Below are 18300 nucleotides of genomic sequence, written 5' to 3' on the forward strand. Positions count from 1 at the left end.
CCAGAACTCGATCTCGCCGAAGAGCTTGACCGAGATCAGGTTGGCGACGAAGAGCACGACCAGGAAGACCAGCGCCGAGAGCCACTGCGCGTATCAGCGCGTACGCAAGGGACTGGGGCGGGTTACTGGCCGTCCTGCCCCGCCGCCTGCTGCTCGGCGACCGACTTGTGGACCTCGTCCATGTCCAGGTTGCGGGCCTGCCCGATCACGTCCGTGAGGGCGGCCTCGGGCAGCGCGCCCGGCTGGGCGAAGACCGCGACCCGGTCGCGGACGATCATCAGCGTGGGGATCGACTGGATACCGAAGGCCGCGGCCAGCTCGGGCTGCGCCTCGGTGTCGATCTTGCCGAAGACGAGATCGGGGTTCTCGTCGGCGGCCTTCTCGTAGACCGGGGCGAACTGACGGCACGGCCCGCACCACGACGCCCAGAAGTCGATCAGGACGAAGTCGTTGTCCGTGACCGTCTGGTCGAAGTTCTCCTTGGTGAGCTCCACGGTGCTGCTCATGGCGTGATTCCCTCTTCCTCGGGTGCGGGGGTGAGCCGTCCCGCACAACACGGTCGTCCGGTCACGTATTCCGCGCGCATACCCGTGTGGCCTCCCCGCACACCACCCACCACACTGTTCCCATGACGGAAACGGAATCCATCGCGTACGACGTCGTGGTGCTCGGGGCCGGGCCCGTGGGGGAGAACGTCGCCGACCGCACCCGTGCGGCCGGTCTCTCCACCGCGATCGTGGAGAACGAGCTGGTCGGCGGAGAGTGCTCCTACTGGGCGTGCATGCCCAGCAAGGCCCTCCTGCGCCCGGTCATCGCCCGCGCCGACGCCCGCCGCGTACCGGGCCTGGCCCACCTGGTGCAGGGCCACCTCGACACCGCCGCGGTGCTCGCCCACCGCGACTACGAGACCTCGGGCTGGAAGGACGACGGCCAGATCCAGTGGCTCGACGGCATCGGCGCCGATCTCTACCGCGGCCACGGCCGCCTCGCCGGACCCCGCACGGTCACGGTGACCGGCCCCGACGGCGGACAGCGGGTGCTCACCGCCCGGCACGCCGTCGCCGTGTGCACTGGCACCAGGGCCGTCCTGCCCGACCTGCCGGGCCTCGCCGATGTACGGCCCTGGACCAGCCGCGAGGCGACCAGCGCCAAGGCGGCGCCCGGCCGGCTGATCGTGGTCGGCGGCGGGGTCGTCGCCGTGGAGATGGCCACCGCCTGGCAGGCCCTCGGCTCCCGGGTCACGCTCCTGGTACGGGGCAAGGGACTGCTGCCCCGCATGGAGCCCTTCGCCGGTGAACTGGTCGCCGGCGCGCTCACCGAGGCCGGCGTCGATCTGCGCACCGGTACGTCCGTCGCGTCGGTCACGCGCGAGAACGGCACCGTCGTGGCCGTCACCGAGGGCGGCGACCGGATCGAGGCCGACGAGATCCTCTTCGCCACCGGACGCGCCCCGCAGACCGACGACATCGGACTCGACACGGTAGGCCTGAAGCCCGGCTCCTGGATCTCGGTCGACGACAGCCTGCGGGCGCCCGACAGCGACTGGCTGTACGCGGTCGGCGACGTCAACCACCGCGCCCTCCTCACCCATCAGGGCAAGTACCAGGCGCGGATCGCGGGCGCCGCGATCGCCGCCCGCGCCGCCGGTGTGCCGCTGCTGGAGACCGATCCGTGGGGCGCGCACGCCGCCACGGCCGACCACGCCGCCGTGCCCCAGGTCGTGTTCACCGACCCCGAGGCGGCGTCCGTGGGCCTCTCGCTCGCCGAGGCGGAAGCGGCCGGGCACCATGTCCGCGCCGTGGACGTCGAGTTGTCCTCGGTCGCCGGCGCCGGACTGTACGCCGACGGCTACCAGGGCCGCGCCCGCATGATCGTCGACCTGGACGACGAGACCCTGCGCGGCGTCACCTTCGTCGGCCCCGGAGTCGGCGAACTGATCCACTCGGCGACCATCGCCGTGGCCGGCCAGGTCCCCATCGACCGCCTCTGGCACGCGGTCCCCTCCTACCCCACGATCAGCGAGGTGTGGCTGCGCCTGCTGGAGGCCTACCGGGGCTGAACACCCCTGCCGCCTAAGGCAGTTCGAAGCCGAGCGCGGCCGACGCCAGGACCGGCGTCGGCTGCGTCCAGCGCTCCGCCATCGCCTCGTTCGAGGAGAGCGAGCGCAACTCGGCGCGGTCCAGGTAGAGCAGGCCGTCGAGGTGGTCCGTCTCGTGCTGCACGATGCGGGCGGGCCACCCCGAGAACACCTCGTCCACCGGCCGGCCGTGCTCGTCCTGCCCGGTCAGCCGGACCTCGGCGAACCGCGCCACCACGGCCTGCCAGCCCGGCACGCTGAGACAGCCCTCGAAGAAGGCGGCCCGGCCCGCACCGACGGGCTCGTACGACGGGTTGACCAGCACCCGGAACGGCTGCGGCACCCGTCCGCGCGCCACCCGTACCTCCTCCGGCACCGGCGCCGGATCCTCGATCACCGCGATCCGCAGCCCCACCCCGACCTGCGGAGCGGCGACCCCCACCCCCGGAGCGGCGTGCATCGTCTCCCGCAGCGCCTCGACGAACCGGGCGAGCAGCGCGGGCTCCAACTGGCCCTCGAACGGCTCGGTTCCGCGCCGCAGTACCGGGTCACCGGCCGCGACGATGGGCAACGGGCCGCCGACGGCGAGGAGTTCCTCGACGCGCTCGGCAAGGGGAGTGCGATCACTCGGAGATGACATCGCGCCAGCATGCCACGGCCACCCGCTCCGCCCGCACGTGACGCACGCCACGCGAGCCCCCGGGAACTGGACCCCGCTCGGCCCCGACCACTGGAGCACCACGGCCACGCACCGTCCCCTGCCCCCGGAGAGCCCCGATGTCCACCGCTCCCTCGCCCACCAAGGACGAGGCCCCGCAAGAACCCGCCCCGGCCCCCACCCCGAACCCCTGGGCCGCGCTCCGCCCCCTCGTCCTGCGGCTGCACTTCTACGCCGGAGTGCTCGTCGCCCCGTTCCTCCTCGCCGCCGCCACCACCGGCTTCCTGTACGCCGGCGCCTTCCAGGCCGAACGGATCGTCTACGCCCACGAGTTGACCGTCCCCGCCGGCGACCGTGAACTGCCCGTCTCCGCACAGGTCGCCGCCGCCCGCAAGGCACACCCCGAGGGCACGGTGTCGGCCGTCCGCCCCTCCCCGGAAGCGGGCGCCACCACCCGGGTCATGCTCTCCGGCGTCAAGGGCGTCGACGCCGGCCACACGCTCGCCGTCTTCGTCGACCCGTACACCGGGAAGGTGCGCGGCGCCCTCGAACAGTACGGCTCGACCGGCGCCCTGCCGCTGCGCACCTGGATCGACGAGTTCCACCGCGATCTGCGCCTGGGCGAGACCGGCCGCCTCTACAGCGAGTTCGCGGCGAGCTGGCTGTGGGTGATCGCGGGCGGCGGTCTGGTGCTGTGGTTCTCCCGCCGCCGCGCCCTGCGCAGAGTGCGCGGCACCGGCGGGCGCCGCCGCACCCTGGGCCTGCACGGCACCGCCGGCGTCTGGGCCGCCGCCGGGTTCGTCTTCCTCTCGGCTACCGGGCTGACCTGGTCGACGTATGCCGGCGCCCACATCGACCAACTGCGCACCTCGCTGGGCCAGTCCACACCGTCCGTGTCGGCGGCGGCGGCCGGCGACCACGCGGGCCACGGCGGCTCGGCCCCGACCGGCACCGCAGCCGGCGGCGTCGGCCTGGACACGGTCCTGGCCGCCGCCCGCGCCGAGGGGCTGAGCGACCCCGTCGAGATCGCCCCGCCCGCCGACGCGGAGTCCGCCTACGTCGTCCAGCAGGTAGGGCGCAGCTGGCCGGAGAAGCAGGACGCGGTCGCCGTCGACCCCGCCACCGGGAAGGTGACCGACCAAGTGCGCTTCCAGGACTACCCGTTGCTCGCCAAGCTGACCCGCTGGGGCATCGACCTGCACACCGGCGTCCTCTTCGGAGTGGTCAACCAGCTAGCCCTCATGCTGCTCGCGCTCGCCCTGATCCTGCTGATCCTGTGGGGCTACCGCATGTGGTGGCAGCGCGGCCGGGGCTCCGCCTTCGGCCGCCCGATCCCGCGCGGCGCCTGGCAGCACGTGTCCCCGCTGCTCTTCGTCCCGCTGCTGGCGCTGACCGCCGTCGTCGGCTACTTCGTCCCGCTGCTCGGCCTGCCCCTCGCCGCGTTCATCGCGGTGGACGTCGTCCTGGGCGAGCTCGCCCACCGCCGCGGCAGGCGCACGTACGCCAGGACGGCGCAGGAGAAATAGCGAGGCCGGGGCCCGGTCCCTCCCGGAACCGGGCCCCGGCGCCGCCTCCGGGTGTCGCACCGAGACTGGTGGGTGCCCAGAGCCGTCGTGCCTCAGACGCGCTCGAAGTCACCCGCCAGAGCCGAGGCGATCCGCAGATGGGGAGCCGCCTCCTCGTGCCTGCCCTGCCGCTCCAGCGTGCGGCCCAGCATCAGCCGGGCATACCCCTCCACCGGGTCACGCTCGACGAGGACGCGCAACTCGGCCTCCGCGCGCCGCAGTTGGGCCGAGTGGTAGTAGGAGCGCGCCAACAGCAGCCGCGGTCCGGTCTGTTCCGGCACCTCCTCGACGAGTCCGCCCAGCACCCGCGCCGCGGCGGCGAAGTCCTTGGCGTCGAAGAACAGTCGAGCCCGCTCCCAGCGCTCCGCGGCCGTTCCGTGGTCGTAGTACGTCGTGTCCACTGTTGACCTCCTTCGAGGCCGTCAACCGCACCAGGTAGTTGAATATTCCACTACCTGCTGTCCGGTCACCTGCTGTCCCACCACTCACTGTCCCGCTACATGCTGTTCCACTACTCCGCTACGGCGGCCAGCTCGGCGTCGGCCCGCTCGGTGACGAGCGTCAGCACCCGGCCGGCGGTCACCAGGTCCTCGGCCGGGATGTCGGCGTAGATCCGCGCGGAGATCACGCCCGTCTCGGCGGCGACGCGTTCGTACAGCTCACGACCGGCGTCCGTGATCCGTACGCCGGACGAGTCCACGGCGATCAGCCTCGCCGTCACCAGCCCGTCGAGAACCTCCCGCACGCCGGTCTCATCGGCCCTCAGGGCCGCCGCGACCTCCCCGGCGAGCCGTTCACGCTCGACGGGTCCTCCGGCGACGGCGACGAGCCGCAGGGTGATCTGCTGCTCGAACACGAGGCCGTGCCGGGTCAGCACGCTTTCGAGGACCGCGCGGCCGGCGTAGTGGGCGAGGCCGATGACACGGCCGTCGGCCTGGGGTGCTGACGTAGTCATGACTGCTCCTTCGCGTGCTCGGACAGGGAACGGCTCAGGGGTCGGGCAGCGGATCGAGTACCGCGTCGAGGGGTGCGTCGAGCAGGGCCGCCAGGTCCCGGCCGAACTCCCGGGCGCGCGCGCTGTCGAGACCGCCGAGCGGCGCCAGCAACTGCTGGAGGAGGGCGTGCACCACCTTGATCGCCCGCAGGGTGACGGCACGGCCCTGTTCGGTGAGCGCGAGTTGAACCGCGCGAGGGTCCCGCGGGTCCTTGGCACGCTCGACGAGCCCGGCGGCTTCCAGGGTGCGGGCGAGCTTCGACACGTAGAGCGGTTCGAGTCCGGTGTGGTCCGCGAGGCGTCGCTGGCTGGGCCGCTCCCCGGCGCGCTGCATGCCGTACAACGAGGCCACCAGGGAGTACTGCGCGTGGGTCAGCCCGAGAGGCGCCACCGCGCGGTCCACCGCGACCCGCCACTTCGTCGACAGTCGCCAGACCAGGAAACCGGGCGTCGCACCCTCGGATGTCGTACTCATGGCAATACAGTACATGGCTACTATGTCCATGGCTACTATCCGGTGGGCGACTGACGGACGGTGGGACGGACCTGACGGAACGGAGCGGCGCGGTTAGGTTGGGGGCCATGAGCAATCTTGATCGCGAAGCGGTTCCGGCACTCTGCGGAGGCCGCGGGTTCGTGGTGGCGGAGCCGGTGCGTGAACTCCTCAGCCCGCGCCGGGTCAAGCTCGGCGAGTCCACCGAAGTCCGCCGGCTGCTGCCCAACCTGGGCCGGCGCATGGTGGGCGCCTGGTGCTTCGTCGATCACTACGGCCCGGACGACATCGCCGACGAGCCCGGCATGCAGGTGCCGCCGCATCCGCACATGGGCCTTCAGACGGTGAGCTGGCTGCACGAGGGCGAGGTACTGCACCGCGACTCGACGGGCAGTCTCCAGACCATCCGCCCGCGCGAGTTGGGCCTCATGACCTCCGGCCGGGCGATCAGCCACTCCGAGGAGAGCCCCGCCGCGCACGCGCGTCTCCTGCACGGCGCGCAGCTCTGGGTCGCGCTGCCCGACAGTCACCGTCACACCGACCCGCACTTCGAGCACCACGGCGACCTGCCCGTCGTCACGGCACCCGGCCTGCGGGCCACGGTCGTCCTCGGCGAGATCGACGGCGCCGCCTCGCCCGGCACGACGTACACCCCGATCGTCGGCGCGGACCTGGCCCTCGCCCATGGCGCGGACGTACGCCTGCCGCTGCGACCCGACTTCGAGTACGCCGTCCTCGCCATGTCCGGCGAGGCCCACGTCGACGGCGTACCGGTCCTGCCCGGCTCGATGCTCTACCTCGGCTGCGGCCGCACCGAACTCCCGCTGCGCGCCGAGTCGGACGCGGGCCTGATGCTCCTGGGCGGCGAGCCGTTCGAGGAGGAGCTGATCATGTTCTGGAACTGGATCGGACGGTCCCAGGAGGAGATCACGCAGGCTCGTGCGGACTGGATGACGGGCACGCGGTTCGGTGAGGTGAAGGGGTACGACGGGGCGCCGCTGCCTGCTCCTGAACTGCCTCCGGTGGCATTGAAGCCGCGAGGGAGGGTGCTCTGACCTGCTGAGATGCGCCAACGGGTTGGCTGGCACGGGGGTGCGCGGACGATCGTCTCCGTGGATCATTCGTTGACGTTCAATGTCGCGCAGTCCGCGACCCCCAGCTCGGACAGCACCGCCCGGAGCCGCTCGAGGGCCGCGGTCGTGTCCGGCTCTCCGCGATTTCAAGGTCACGATGGCAACGACCCCATGCCGCTGCCCGCGCCGGTGACCTCGCCGTCGAGCTCGGACGCCGTCTCCAGAGCCCCCTCGACGTCGTCACGATCGATCGGCAGCCCCACGAAGAGGATCTCGACGAACACTCCGGTCCTCCCTCTGACCCCGGCGAACCACAGTGGTCAGAGCACCTGGCTGCTCGCCGGTCGACCGTTCGCCAGCGCCTCGGCCTGCCAGCCGAGAAGGATCGCGCGGAGCGCCAGTTCGGCGAGGCGGCGGGCGCGATCGCTGCCTACGTTGCCGAGGTAACCGAGCGACGCGATGCCGTACAGCGTGCCCCAGAGGATCTCGCAAGCCTGGTCGAAATCGGCCAGGACCACGTCGTGTGCAGCCGACCAGGTGGTGAGCAACTCCTTGAGGACGTCGACGACCGGTTCCGCGAGGCGCCGGCGTTCGTCCGCGTCGACCACCGGGTCGTTCATGACCTGGAAGAGGTGGGGGTGCTCGCCGGCGAACCGGACGTACTGCGACGCGATGCGCATCATGCGCTGGTCCGTATCGGACTCCTGCGCGGCTCGGCGGAACTCGGTCAGCATCAGGCGGTGACCGTACGCGACCAGCTCCAGAACGAGCGCGTCCTTGTTGGCGAAGTGCTGGTAGACGACGGGCGCGGAATATTCGACGTCGGTGGCGATGCGCCGGATCGTCAGAGCCGCGACGCCCTCGGTCTCGAGAACGTGCAGCGCGGCCTCGATGATCCGCTCCCGGGTGTTCGCCCGTTCGCGGGCCCGTCTCGTGCTGGTCGACATGGTCCGTCACTTCGCTTCGATGGTGTCCTCGAACACTAGTCACCGCCTTGACCGCGCCGCCGACGCGCGTCATAGTTAACGCCGTTAGGAATTCTAACGACGTTAGGAACGAGTAGTAAGTCATGATTTACCGCATCAACAGGGTCACGATGAAGGCCACTGCGACGCCCGAGCAGATCGAGGCGGCGCTGGGGAGCTGGCGCAATCAGGGCCGGTCGAACCCCGCCATCAAGTCCTTCGTCGTCGGCCGCGACCACGGCGGCGACTACACGTACAGCGCGGTGTTCGTCGTCGAGGATCTTGACGGGCTGTTCGCCTACCTGACGCACCCGACCACCTACCAGACCGACCACCTCGGGCTGCACCTGGTCGAACGGCTGGAGATCTTCGACGTCAGTGACGACGACGACACTGACCTGAACGCCAAGATCCAGGAACTGCACCGGCGCCGCAACGAGCTCAACCCGCAGATCGCCGGCATGCTCGCCGACGTGCCCACCTATACCGGCTCCGGCGTGGACGACTGACCGAGATCCCGGAGAAGGAGAAACCGTCATGGCCAAGCACGTCATCATCGGTGCCGGTTCCATCGGTACCAACGTCGCTCGTCTGCTCGCCGAGCGCGGCGAGAGCGTCCGGATCGTCACCCGCAGCGGCTCCGGCCCCGAGCACCGGCTGATCGACCGGGTCACCGCGGACGCGTCCGACCCGTCCCGCCTGACCGAGCTGTCCCGCGGCGCGGAAGTGATCTACCACTGCGCCAATCCACCCTCATACACGGGGTGGGAGCGCCTGTTGCCGCCCCTGCAGGCAGCGGCCATCACCGCCGCCAAGGCGAACGACGCCGTCCTCGCGCTGACCGGCAGCCTTTACGCCTACGGTCCGCAGCCCGGTGGCCGGATGAACGAACACACCCCCATGGCCGCCACCGGGCACAAGGGCCGCCTGCGCAGACGCATGTGGGAACGGGCCCTCGCCGGGGGGATCCGCACCGTCGAGGTCCGCGGCTCCGACTACATCGGCAAGGACGCCAACGGCATCTACTCCCTGCTCATCAAGTCGGCCCTGCAGAAGGGGAAAGCGGCCTGGATCACCGGCCACCTGGACATGCCGCACACCTTCACCTTCAACGGCGACATGGCACAGGCCCTCATCACGCTGGCCTCGGAAGAACGCGCGTGGGGCCGACCCTGGCACGTGCCGTCTCCGCCGGCCGTCACCATTCGCGAGCTGGCGCGGCGCTACGCCGTCGCGGCTGGCCGGCCACCGGTCAAACTTATCCAGATACCGCGCTCCGTGACGCGTACGGCCGGGCTGATCGTGCCGATCGCCCGCGAGATGGCCGAGATGGACTACCAGTGGTACGCGCCGTTCCACATGGACGCGACGGAGACCGCCGACACCTTCCGCCTGACCGCCACCGACCTCGACACCGCCGTCCGCAACGAGGTCAACTGAACTCCCACCGCCACACCTGCAGGCCGACGGCGTGGCCGCCGACACCGTGAACGTTCGTGGACACGGCACTGGCAAGCTCGTGTACGACAAGCGGTGAGGCGTCGAGGACCTCGGTGGGGTCTGTGCTCACGTCTGTCGTGTGGAGTGGAGGTCTGCGGTTTGTTGGTGCGACAGCAGGCCGGCGACGGCTTGGACGGTGTCGCTCATGTGCTCGCGGCGGCCGAGCAAGCGGTCGACGAACACCAGAAGATGTTTCGGCCCGCCGCGCACGGCCCGTTTCCGCGGTCGGGAGGCGGGGGTCGAAACGGGTGGGTTCGCATGTTGCGGTGTCGCGTATTCGCGAGCCGCTCGACGCGCCGAACACGTGAGTGATCGCTGGGGGATCGTGGCGGCCGCGGGCGACTACCAGAGCCAGCGGTCGAGGAACTCGGCCCAGATGAACCCGTTGCAGCCGTCGAAGGCAGGTGGATCGATCTTCTGGAGTTCGTCAGCGAGCATGCTGAGCTCGGCCAGGGCTTCGTCCTCGCGGTTATCCGGGCCGCTGAGGATCGTCGGACTCGCTGACGTGCAGGCCGTAGTGGTGCAGGGTCCGCAGCCACAGGTCGATGGAGGAGTTGGCGAACCGTGCCTCGTCTTGCGGAAGGATGTAGTGGACCGTGCGTGTCCCGGGTTCGACGCCGAACGACCATTCCAGAACGATATGTACTCGATCAATCAGTAGTGCCTTCTGATCCTCGGGGATCTGCCAGCCCGACACGCCTGCCGAGTCTGCCCTTGTGGCGTTCCCGGTGCCGGCCCAGGCGGCGAGTTCGTCAGACGTTGTCATGTGATTTTCGGCCGCCGATCACACGGCGACGGCCATTTACTCTGCCGCCGACCTCACTGCTCCGGAACCCCTACCGGGCGAAGACATCGCGAACCGGAGGCGATGCGGGTCCTCGGGACGTGCCGAAGGAGGGCACGCCCCGCAGGGCGACATTCAGGCCTGGACACCGTGCCGCTTCGACCAGTCAAGGACGTACTCGGCAACTTCTCGCCAGCCCTGGTCAATGGTCAGGGAATGACCACGGTCCGGGAACTGCTTGAGCTCGGTGACGGCGGACGAGCCGCGGTACAGGCGGTGGGCGGAACGGGTCACCACGTCCGGGACGGTGTGATCGGCCTGCCCAGAGATCAGCAGCAGCGGACCGCGATCGGAGCGGTCCGTCGCCACCTGCGCGGGTGACCGCCGACTGAAGTTGGCGAAGGCTGCCTCGAAGAGCGGTCGGCCAGGCGACGGAATCGTGTACCGGTCGAACAACGCGTCGGATTCGGCCTGCGGCAACGCGTTCCCGAAGCCGTATCTGAACTGCTCGGCAGTCAGCGAAACCGCTCTGTTCCGGTTGGCAGGATTCCCCAGCACCGGGAAGCCGGCTCGCAACTGAGCGAACGGAAGTGCTTTGACCCCCTTGATCTGGGCCGGATCTATGGCGACCGCGGCGCGGCCGAATCCCTGGCCGAGCAACTTCTGCGCGATCAGCCCGCCGGAGGAGTGACCGATCAGCAACGGTTGTTGGTCCAGGCCGCGTACGACACCGGCGTAGTGTGCCGTGACGTCGTCGATACCGATGCCGGCCACCGTCTCGGGCCGGGCTCTGGCCGCGGCCACGGTCGCGGCCTCGCCGGGCCAGCCCGGCGCGACAGGATCGAAGTCGTGCTCGGAGAACAGGTCCTGCCATGGCTGCCACGATGAGGCGTGCAGCCACAGCCCATGGATGAAGACGACAGGTACGTACGACGCCGACGCGGTCTGCTCCTGAGGAGTGCGGACGGAAACTCGCGGTGCTTACCAATTCGGTCTTGGCTGCCGTCCGTGCTTACTGAATCCGTCAGATGACTCCCGGGACCGGCCACCGGAACGACCACGGGGACCAGTCCGATACGGGCAGTCCACTCGCCCAATGGTCGGCGTGCTTCACCCCGACGTTCCGGGGGAGGTTCCCGGCGACTTCCGCGTCGCGCTCGGTGCCCGCGACCAGGCCCACCAGGGTCAGGGGGCCGGGCTGCTCGCGCCGGTGACCACCGTGGTGCTGCGACGGCCCCGTGCCTCCCTTCCGCAGGTCAACCGGACGACCGACCGGGTCGGCCTGGCGCACCGCGCGAGGGATGATGGTGAGGGAATGACGGAACGTGAAGTCAGGAGGTTCCATGGCGAAGCGGGTGCACCGGCCCCGTGAGGACGCGGAGTTCAATTTCATCATCGGGATGAGCGGAGTTCCGGTCCTCGCATACTTCACCGGGGCGTGGCCCAAGGCAGTCGAACCCTGCCGGGTGATGGACCTCGTCGTGGGTGGCATCGCCGACGACTACGCGGGCCGCCTGACGGTCGTCCGCGCCGACATCACGCGTTGTCCGGCCGCGACCGAGCGATACGGGATCACCGGAGCCCCGTCCTATGTCCTGCTGAAGGAGGGAGAGGCGGTGGCGCACGGCACTGGGTCCATGACCATCGCCGACGCACCGAAGTTCCTGGACGGCCACCTCTGAGCGGCCGGGTCATCTGTGACCCATGGGTTCACCGGAGCACGTCGGGCAGGATTCCGGAATACGGTGTCTCGTACGGCGATCCTCGAAGGCAACCGCTGACAGAGGTGGGGCCGCGCCGTCTGAACGCTCAAAGTCACTCAGTAAGGGTGAGTGAGCGTAGGTCAGCGTCCAGCATGCGGATCAGCTCACCAACCCGTCCGCCTCCACTCGGCGCCGTCGGAAACCGTTTGAGCACGTCAACGACGATCGGAGTCGCACGATGCAGCGTCCGCTCAAGGTGTTCGGCAGCAACGTTCCCGTCGTCATCGGCGACGAGTTCGGCCGCTCTGGCCGCGTGGGCGCCGGCTCCGAGAATGTGCTTGACCTGGGCGGCCTTGGCCAGCGGATGCAGGTAGGCGGCGCCTGCCGCTGACATCGCTGCCCGAGCGGCCTCACGCGCAGCCGCACTGTCCGCGCCGTTGGCTGCCTTGAGTGCCGCCCACGCTCTGTCGCGTAGAGCCTTCCCTCGCTCACCACCTCGAGCGAATGCCCACGCGGCGTCGACAGCGTCGCGAGGCCGCGAGTCGTCCGGCTGACCGCCCTCGAATACCTCGAGCACCACTTCCGCGCACGCTGCGGCGAACGCGGTGACCTCGCGAAGATCTTGCTTACTCAGAGCGACCTCGCTCAGTTCCCCTGTCATGAGCCCATCCTCGACCATCGCGCTGGACAGCCCGGGGGCTGAGGCGGATTTGGGCCGGCCCCATGCCGACCGGCTCCCCGAGCAGCACGCTGCATACGTCGACTCACCACGAGGCACCACAAGATCAATCATCAGACAGGACCTGGATGAGGCGGCCGCCGGCCGCTCGGGTGGCGGCCTGCTTGAGCCTGCTGAGCAGCGGCACCACCTCGACGTGGATCACCCCAGGGCAGACTGCCCAGCTGCTCGGTGACGTAGCTGAAGAGTTCCGCGCTGTCGCGGCAGGTCACTGCGGCCACGATGTTCGCGGAGCCCGTGACCGCAGCGACCCAACTGGTCTGTCGCGGAGATCCTGATCGAGCGCAGTTCGGGTGGATCAACAAGCCGAACGGGCGCTCCCCGGTGGCGCGCTGTGCGACAGCGGATCCGGCTTCGGAGCCTGCCGGGTGAGGACGCTGACCAGCGTCTTCACCCAGCGGGGCGGCTGGCGAACCGGCGCGGGCGGGAGATGGACGTCGATGCGTTTGCGATTGACCCCACTGCGGCTCTTGGACGAGCAGGACACCCCGCACGCGCTCGCTGAGCCCCGGGCGGCGGCCCAGACGGCCGCAGACGCAGTGCCGTACGCAGTGCCGTATGCATGGCAGGGGCGCCACTGTGCCGAGTACCGGCGCAACGCGAAGGAAGACACCTGCCGCAGCCGGCCCCGCACCCGCTGCGCTGCGTTCAGGGCGGCCCCATGCCTGTCTGGCAATGCCAAGGGCCGTATCGGTGGCGTCTATGAGGGCGGTGCGGGACGTGGTCTAGGACGCGCCGTCGCCGGCAGCCTCGCTGCGGTGTGGCTCCAGACGATCGACTGCTTGCTCGCTCCATGCCCGGATGACTGATGCCTGCTCGGGGGTCAGTGAGTCGAGGAAGTGACGCCGGATGTTGCCGCCGTGCACGAGGACGGCACTCTGGGCGGCCCGGCGCCCCTCGGTGGTCAGCCCGATCCCCGCGCGGCGACCATCGGCCCCCTGCTGGGTGCGTCTGACGAAACCGCGTTTCTCCATGCGCGTCAGCTGATGGGAGACACGGCTCTTGTCCCAGTCGAGCGCCTCGGAGAGCTCGCCGACACGCATCTCGCGGCCGGCGGCCTGCCACAGTGTCACCAGCACGCTGAACTCGGCCTTTGAGATGTCGCAGTCACGCTGCAGAGCACGCTCCAGTTCCCTGGTGAGCAGGCGCTGCGCCCGCATCCAGGCATCCCAGAACTCCCATTCCTCGGAGGCCGCCCGTGCTCACGGTGGAGCCGACTATGAACTCATCGACCTCGCCGACCACAAGCTCGGCAACCTCGACGAGCCCGGCAACCCGAACCTCCAGCAGTACCAGCACGACCACACCCGCGACTGGGGCGCACTCATCGACAGCTTCGATGGCTACGTGTTCCTCGTCCCCGAGTACAACCACTCCTACCCCGGAGCCCTGAAGAACGCCCTGGACTACGTCTACCGGGAGTGGAACGACAAGGCCGCCGGAATCATCAGTTACGGCGGCTGGGTCGCCGGGGCCCGGGCCGCCGAGGCGCTGCGGCTCGTCCTCGCCGAACTCCAGGTAGCCACGGTCCGCGCCCAGCCCACCATCTCGACACACCCCTCGTTCCACACCGGCACCTTCGTCCCCCAGGAGGGCCTCGACACCGCCGTGGGCGGCATGCTCGATCAGGTGATCGCCTGGTCCGCCGCGCTGCGCGGGGTGCGCCAGGCCAAGACGCAGACGACCACGGCTGCATGAGGCCCGGTTCGTGGCCCATCACGTGACAGGACGTGGCGGGCTGACGGACGCTGCATGGAAGGCGCTGAAGGCATAAAGGCCGCTGGGCGTCGACGGAGCCCTACTACGCCACCAAGGCGGGGATCCAGGACCGGGTACGGGACGCGGGCTTCGCCCACTACACGCTCATCAAACCCCGTTTCTTCATGGACAACTTCCTGCCGTCCATGGCCTTCCTGTTCCCCCGCGGTGTCGAGGGAGGCCTGGTGAGTCTCGTGAAGCCAGGGACCCGGCTGTCCCTGGTCGCAGTCGACGACATCGGCTCGGCCGCGGCCTTCGCCCGGCCGGAGCGGTTCAACGGGGTCGAACTGGAGCTGGCAAGCGACTACTTGACGATGACGGACATCGCCGCCACCCTCTCCCGCGCCCTGGGTGCGCAGCTCACCGCACCCGACATGAACCTGGAGGAGGCGACCGCCGCCGGGATGCCGCACATGGGCGCGGCGCACGACCGCATGAACGTCATTGGCCAGCCCGCGCGCCCGGAGTTCGCCCGGGCCCTCGGCATCCCCCTCACGACCTTCGAGGGGTGGACCCGGCAACACCTGCGGGCCGCGGCCTGACCCCCGACGCCTCCTCAGCTCCGCGCCCCGCGTGCCGCGACGGCGCTGGACCGGCCGGCCGGGCAGTGGCTGTACAACCCGCGCCGCCCGGGTGCCGCTGGCGGACCGTCACGAAACGCGCCGCAACCGTCCCGCGATCCGGGCTATGACCTGGTCGAACATCGCTTGCCACCGGACAGGGCCTCGGCTACGGCCGTGCGGCCACCGCGCGATCTACGGGAGTCGGCATAACCCTCGAAGGTCACGCGATGGTTGTGCTCGCTCCCCGCCAGGTCCGTAGCAAGATCGCGAACCCGGACTGCGGTATCAGGAGGGATCGAACAGAGTGACTACGCTCTGCGGTGCTTCCCGGCCGAAGAAGTTCTCCAGGTTCTTCGCCGAGCGGGTGGCCTCCGGCCCGGCAGGCCGGGGCGCGCCGCACGTTGTGCCCGCGCCGCGCGAGCCTTGAGAAGGGGGCGTTCTCACACTGGTCGGCGGCTCGGTCCTCTGTCCAGCGGCTGCGCCACAAGCCCGTGCGTGTGGCGGTGTGGCTAGCACTCCGCATCGTGCGGCGCGATGACTTCGCGCTGCGCGGTCTGTGCGACGCGCGCGAGCAGTGTCCGCAGCTGCTCGGTGTCCTTGGGGCCGAGGTCGGTGAGGAGGCGCGCTTCGGCGGCGCCGAGGCTTTGCCGTACTTCCGTGAGGCGGGCGCGTCCGGTGGCGGTGATGAGGACCTGGCGGGCGCGCCGGTCGCGCGGGTCCGGCTTACGGGTCACCAGCTCGTGGGCTTCGAGGTCGTCGAGGAGGTAGGTCATCACGGTGCGATCGAGACTCACCTCTTTGGCCAGAGCGAGTTGTGACGGCGGCTCACTGCCGCCGGCCAGTGCCACCAGGACCAGGTAGCCGCGGGCTCCGCCGGGCAGGTCGGCGACGGAGTCGGTGGCGACGCGGCGGAACGCCGCGGAGACCATGCGGATCGCCCAGCCCAGGTCGGTGTCCAGCGCCAGGGATTCCGCCTCGGCGCGCGGCTTCTTGCTCTCGGACATGGATGCGCTCACCCGCATACCGTACTACATGCGCTCGACGGCAGACGTTCTTGCGAACAGAACATCTGCCATGCATAGTGGATCGTGAAGGACGCCGGGCGTGATCCGTACCGCGCGCTCTGAGCACCCCAACAAGGAAGATCACTATGAGCGCCAGCACCGCTTTGCAGGGCCGTACCGCACTCGTCACCGGAGCAACGTCAGGCATCGGCAAGGCCCTCGCGCGGAACCTTGCCGCCCAGGGCGCGAATGTCGTCCTGCACGGTCGCGATCAGGCCCGTGGCGAGGCCCTGGTCAAGGAGATCGAGAGCGAGGGCGGCGGTGCCCGTTTCATCGCCGCGCCGACCTCACTGACGCCGAAGACACGTTGCGTCTGGCCGCCGAGGCCGGGGCGGTGGACATCCTGGTCAACAGCGCGGGCCTGTACGAGTTCGCCCCGACGGCCGTGAACGACGCCGGGAGCTTCGACCGACAGGTCGCGGTCAATACGCGCGCCCCGTTCCTGCTGGCCGGCGCGCTGGCACCGGGCATGGCCGAACGCGGCCACGGCTCGATCGTGATCGTCGGCTCCAGTGCGGCCCGCATGCCCGCCCCCATCGGCGCCCCCTACGGCGCATCCAAGGCCGGCGCGGAGATCCTCACCCGCTACTGGGCGACCGAGTTCGGCCCGTCCGGCGTGCGGGTCAACACCGTCTCGCCCGGTCCGGTGCACACCGAGGGCACCAAGGCCATGCTCGGCGAGCACACCGCGATGCTGGACAAGACCCACGCTCGCGGCCGCGCCGGAGACCCCAGGGAGATCGCCGACATCGTCTCGTTCCTGGTCAGTGAGGCCAGCTCCTACGTCAACGGCGCCGTCCTGTCCGCCGACGGCGGCGAGCTCAGCGCCATGCCCTCCTGAGGAGCCTCGCCATGAACGTCTTCATCATCGGCGCCACCGGCTTCGTAGGCGGCACCCTGGCCCGGCACCTGTCCGCCGAAGGTCACACGGTCACCGGCCTGGCCCGCACCGGGAGCGCTGCCGCCACTCTCGACTCCCAGGGCATCACCCCCGTGGCAGGCGACCTGGGCGAGCACCGTGCCGCCGTCGTCGAGACGGCTCGGACCGCCGACGCGGTCCTCTATGCCGCCCAGGCGGGACCGGAGCAGGAGACCGCAAGCGTTCAAGATCTCACCCGAGCCCTGTCCGGCACGGACAAGACGCTGATCTTCCTGTCCGGTAACGGAGTGCTGGTACAGCGCACCGCCGGCGCCTGGAGTCCGGATGTCTTCGCCGAGGACGACCCGTTCACGCCCGAACCCCTGGCCGACTACCGTAAGGCCGCCGAGGATGCCGTCCTGGCCGCTGCCCAGGACGGGCTGCGCGCGATGCTCCTCCGGCCCGGTCTGATCTGGGGGCCCGGCGATCACGGGCACGTGTCGATGGTCTACCGGTCGGTGGCCGCGACAGGAGCAGCCTGCTACGTCGGGGAAGGGCTGAACACCTACAGTCACGTCCACGGCGACGACGTGACCCGCCTGTTCTCCCCCGCCCTGGAAAAGGGCCGGCCCGGTGGGCTGTACCACGCCGTGGCCGGAGAGACCCCCAACCGCTGGATAGCCGAACGCGTCGCCGCCGACCTCGGCGTCGAGACACGCAGCCTCCCCCCCGAGGAGGCCACCGGCGTGTGGGGCGAATTCGGGGCCCTCATCATGGCCGTCTCCGGCCGCATCCGCGCTGTCCGCGCACAGCAGGAGCTGGGCTGGCAGCCTCAGCACACCGACATGCTGACGATGATCGGCGAGGAACGCCTGCGTCGGTTGGCCACCCCCACAGGGTGACCACGACTTCGCCACCGCCACGTGTCACCCGTGATGGCGCGGCCTTCCACCTCGAAGCGCCTCGGTACGGCCTTCCCCTCAGCACCCCTGTCGACTACTTGTCTTCGATGAAAGGCCCCTGTCATGAGTACTGTCGACTGGCTTCCCGCCGGCTTCTCCGTGCAGCGGATCGACACCAACGACACCCGCCTGTCGGTCGCGGTCGGCGGCAGCGGTCCTGTCCTGGTCCTGCTCCATGGCTGGCCCCAGACCTCACGCGCCTGGGCCCGCGTCATGCCGGACCTCGCCCAGAACCACACCGTCGGCGTGCCCGACCTGCGCGGCACCGGCAACAGTGACCGGCCCAAGGGCGGCTACGCCAAGACCAACCAGGCCGACGACATACGCGGCATCCTCACCGCCCTGAACCTCACGGGCCTCGTCGCTGTCGCCGGCCACGACATCGGCTCCATGGTCGCCTTCGCCTTCTCGCCGTCGGCTCTACCCACTCCGGCACCTCCACCGCGCAGGCCCTGGCCTCTTACACGGACGACGTGCAGGGCGCGGTCGCCCTGACCGGGCACTTCGTCGCCGAAAAAGACCCCGACTGGTTCACCAAGGCGG

At 69.9% G+C, this 18300-nt stretch carries 21 protein-coding genes and 2 pseudogenes; 11 read left to right on the top strand and 12 right to left on the bottom strand.

The genetic code is table 11. The features are described from left to right. Window positions 1-122 precede the first annotated feature (122 nt). A complete protein-coding gene (trxA, locus tag ABZT12_RS17750; protein WP_356384614.1) occupies window positions 123-506 on the bottom strand; it encodes a thioredoxin in 384 nt (127 codons plus the stop codon). A gap of 122 nt (window positions 507-628) precedes the next feature. On the opposite strand from trxA, the gene ABZT12_RS17755 reads away from it, so the two are divergent. Then, complete coding sequence (locus tag ABZT12_RS17755; protein WP_356384617.1) at window positions 629-2059, top strand: NAD(P)/FAD-dependent oxidoreductase; 1431 nt, start codon at window positions 629-631, stop codon at window positions 2057-2059. 13 nt (window positions 2060-2072) lie between these two features. On the opposite strand, the gene ABZT12_RS17760 is transcribed toward ABZT12_RS17755, so the two are convergent. Next, window positions 2073-2717, bottom strand: a complete 645-nt coding sequence (locus ABZT12_RS17760) for a peptide deformylase (RefSeq protein WP_356384620.1) — start codon at window positions 2715-2717, stop codon at window positions 2073-2075. A 137-nt stretch (window positions 2718-2854) separates the two neighbouring features. Between ABZT12_RS17760 and ABZT12_RS17765 the strand changes: the two genes are divergently transcribed. Next, the gene (locus ABZT12_RS17765) at window positions 2855-4261 is read left to right on the top strand and encodes a PepSY domain-containing protein (protein ID WP_356384623.1); all 1407 of its coding nucleotides are present in this window, start codon (window positions 2855-2857) and stop codon (window positions 4259-4261) included. 92 nt (window positions 4262-4353) lie between these two features. Here the strand turns inward: ABZT12_RS17765 and ABZT12_RS17770 are convergent, their stop codons facing one another. From ABZT12_RS17770 to ABZT12_RS17780, 3 genes are all read right to left on the bottom strand, one after another. Next, window positions 4354-4701: a tetratricopeptide repeat protein gene (locus ABZT12_RS17770; RefSeq protein ID WP_356384626.1), complete on the bottom strand. Its 348-nt coding sequence runs from the start codon at window positions 4699-4701 to the stop codon at window positions 4354-4356. A gap of 110 nt (window positions 4702-4811) precedes the next feature. Then, window positions 4812-5255, bottom strand: coding sequence for a MarR family transcriptional regulator (locus ABZT12_RS17775; protein ID WP_356384629.1), 444 nt, complete (start codon window positions 5253-5255; stop codon window positions 4812-4814). A gap of 34 nt (window positions 5256-5289) precedes the next feature. Then, window positions 5290-5769: a MarR family transcriptional regulator gene (locus ABZT12_RS17780; protein ID WP_356384632.1), complete on the bottom strand. Its 480-nt coding sequence runs from the start codon at window positions 5767-5769 to the stop codon at window positions 5290-5292. 107 nt (window positions 5770-5876) lie between these two features. Between ABZT12_RS17780 and ABZT12_RS17785 the strand changes: the two genes are divergently transcribed. Beyond that, window positions 5877-6842, top strand: a complete 966-nt coding sequence (locus tag ABZT12_RS17785; RefSeq protein ID WP_356384635.1) for a pirin family protein — start codon at window positions 5877-5879, stop codon at window positions 6840-6842. A gap of 170 nt (window positions 6843-7012) precedes the next feature. Here ABZT12_RS17785 and ABZT12_RS17790 read toward each other — a convergent pair whose 3' ends face one another. Both ABZT12_RS17790 and ABZT12_RS17795 read right to left on the bottom strand, forming a co-directional pair. After that, window positions 7013-7144 (bottom strand): hypothetical protein, encoded by a 132-nt coding sequence (locus tag ABZT12_RS17790; RefSeq protein ID WP_356384638.1) that lies wholly within the window; start codon window positions 7142-7144, stop codon window positions 7013-7015. A 36-nt stretch (window positions 7145-7180) separates the two neighbouring features. Next, window positions 7181-7807: a TetR/AcrR family transcriptional regulator gene (locus ABZT12_RS17795; RefSeq protein ID WP_356384641.1), complete on the bottom strand. Its 627-nt coding sequence runs from the start codon at window positions 7805-7807 to the stop codon at window positions 7181-7183. A 122-nt stretch (window positions 7808-7929) separates the two neighbouring features. Between ABZT12_RS17795 and ABZT12_RS17800 the strand changes: the two genes are divergently transcribed. Next, window positions 7930-8334 carry a Dabb family protein gene (locus ABZT12_RS17800; protein WP_356384643.1) on the top strand — a complete coding sequence of 135 codons (405 nt, stop codon included), beginning with the start codon at window positions 7930-7932 and terminating at the stop codon, window positions 8332-8334. A 28-nt stretch (window positions 8335-8362) separates the two neighbouring features. Next, window positions 8363-9265, top strand: coding sequence for an NAD-dependent epimerase/dehydratase family protein (locus ABZT12_RS17805; RefSeq protein WP_356384645.1), 903 nt, complete (start codon window positions 8363-8365; stop codon window positions 9263-9265). Between the two features lie 529 nt (window positions 9266-9794). Here the strand turns inward: ABZT12_RS17805 and ABZT12_RS17810 are convergent. Continuing rightward, entirely contained in the window at window positions 9795-10091 is a 297-nt protein-coding gene (locus tag ABZT12_RS17810) for a hypothetical protein (RefSeq protein WP_356384647.1), read from the bottom strand. A gap of 153 nt (window positions 10092-10244) precedes the next feature. Continuing rightward, entirely contained in the window at window positions 10245-11021 is a 777-nt protein-coding gene (locus ABZT12_RS17815; RefSeq protein WP_356385018.1) for an alpha/beta hydrolase, read from the bottom strand. 431 nt (window positions 11022-11452) lie between these two features. Here ABZT12_RS17815 and ABZT12_RS17820 point away from each other — a divergent pair, with 431 nt between their 5' ends. Then, the gene (locus tag ABZT12_RS17820; protein WP_356384648.1) at window positions 11453-11791 is read left to right on the top strand and encodes a thioredoxin domain-containing protein; all 339 of its coding nucleotides are present in this window, start codon (window positions 11453-11455) and stop codon (window positions 11789-11791) included. 133 nt (window positions 11792-11924) lie between these two features. On the opposite strand, the gene ABZT12_RS17825 is transcribed toward ABZT12_RS17820, so the two are convergent. Then, window positions 11925-12473 carry a putative immunity protein gene (locus ABZT12_RS17825; protein ID WP_356384651.1) on the bottom strand — a complete coding sequence of 183 codons (549 nt, stop codon included), beginning with the start codon at window positions 12471-12473 and terminating at the stop codon, window positions 11925-11927. 803 nt (window positions 12474-13276) lie between these two features. Then, window positions 13277-13711 (bottom strand): MarR family transcriptional regulator, encoded by a 435-nt coding sequence (locus ABZT12_RS17830; RefSeq protein WP_356384654.1) that lies wholly within the window; start codon window positions 13709-13711, stop codon window positions 13277-13279. Here ABZT12_RS17830 and ABZT12_RS17835 point away from each other — a divergent pair. After that, window positions 13689-14249 carry an NAD(P)H-dependent oxidoreductase gene (locus ABZT12_RS17835; protein ID WP_356384657.1) on the top strand — a complete coding sequence of 187 codons (561 nt, stop codon included), beginning with the start codon at window positions 13689-13691 and terminating at the stop codon, window positions 14247-14249. The genes ABZT12_RS17830 and ABZT12_RS17835 overlap by 23 nt on opposite strands. A gap of 83 nt (window positions 14250-14332) precedes the next feature. Beyond that, window positions 14333-14851, top strand: a pseudogene (locus ABZT12_RS17840) (NmrA family NAD(P)-binding protein); the annotation flags it as partial. A 530-nt stretch (window positions 14852-15381) separates the two neighbouring features. On the opposite strand, the gene ABZT12_RS17845 reads toward ABZT12_RS17840, so the two are convergent. Further along, window positions 15382-15888 carry a MarR family winged helix-turn-helix transcriptional regulator gene (locus tag ABZT12_RS17845; RefSeq protein ID WP_356384660.1) on the bottom strand — a complete coding sequence of 169 codons (507 nt, stop codon included), beginning with the start codon at window positions 15886-15888 and terminating at the stop codon, window positions 15382-15384. A gap of 134 nt (window positions 15889-16022) precedes the next feature. On the opposite strand from ABZT12_RS17845, the pseudogene ABZT12_RS17850 reads away from it, so the two are divergent. From ABZT12_RS17850 to ABZT12_RS17860, 3 genes and pseudogenes are all read left to right on the top strand, one after another. Continuing rightward, window positions 16023-16777: pseudogene (locus tag ABZT12_RS17850) on the top strand (SDR family oxidoreductase). 11 nt (window positions 16778-16788) lie between these two features. After that, window positions 16789-17697 carry an NAD-dependent epimerase/dehydratase family protein gene (locus ABZT12_RS17855; RefSeq protein ID WP_356384663.1) on the top strand — a complete coding sequence of 303 codons (909 nt, stop codon included), beginning with the start codon at window positions 16789-16791 and terminating at the stop codon, window positions 17695-17697. A 123-nt stretch (window positions 17698-17820) separates the two neighbouring features. Beyond that, window positions 17821-18252 carry an alpha/beta fold hydrolase gene (locus ABZT12_RS17860; RefSeq protein ID WP_356384666.1) on the top strand — a complete coding sequence of 144 codons (432 nt, stop codon included), beginning with the start codon at window positions 17821-17823 and terminating at the stop codon, window positions 18250-18252. Window positions 18253-18300 lie beyond the last annotated feature (48 nt).

It is taken from the genome of Streptomyces sp. NPDC005423, from assembly GCF_040606415.1.
Taxonomy (GTDB): domain Bacteria; phylum Actinomycetota; class Actinomycetes; order Streptomycetales; family Streptomycetaceae; genus Streptomyces.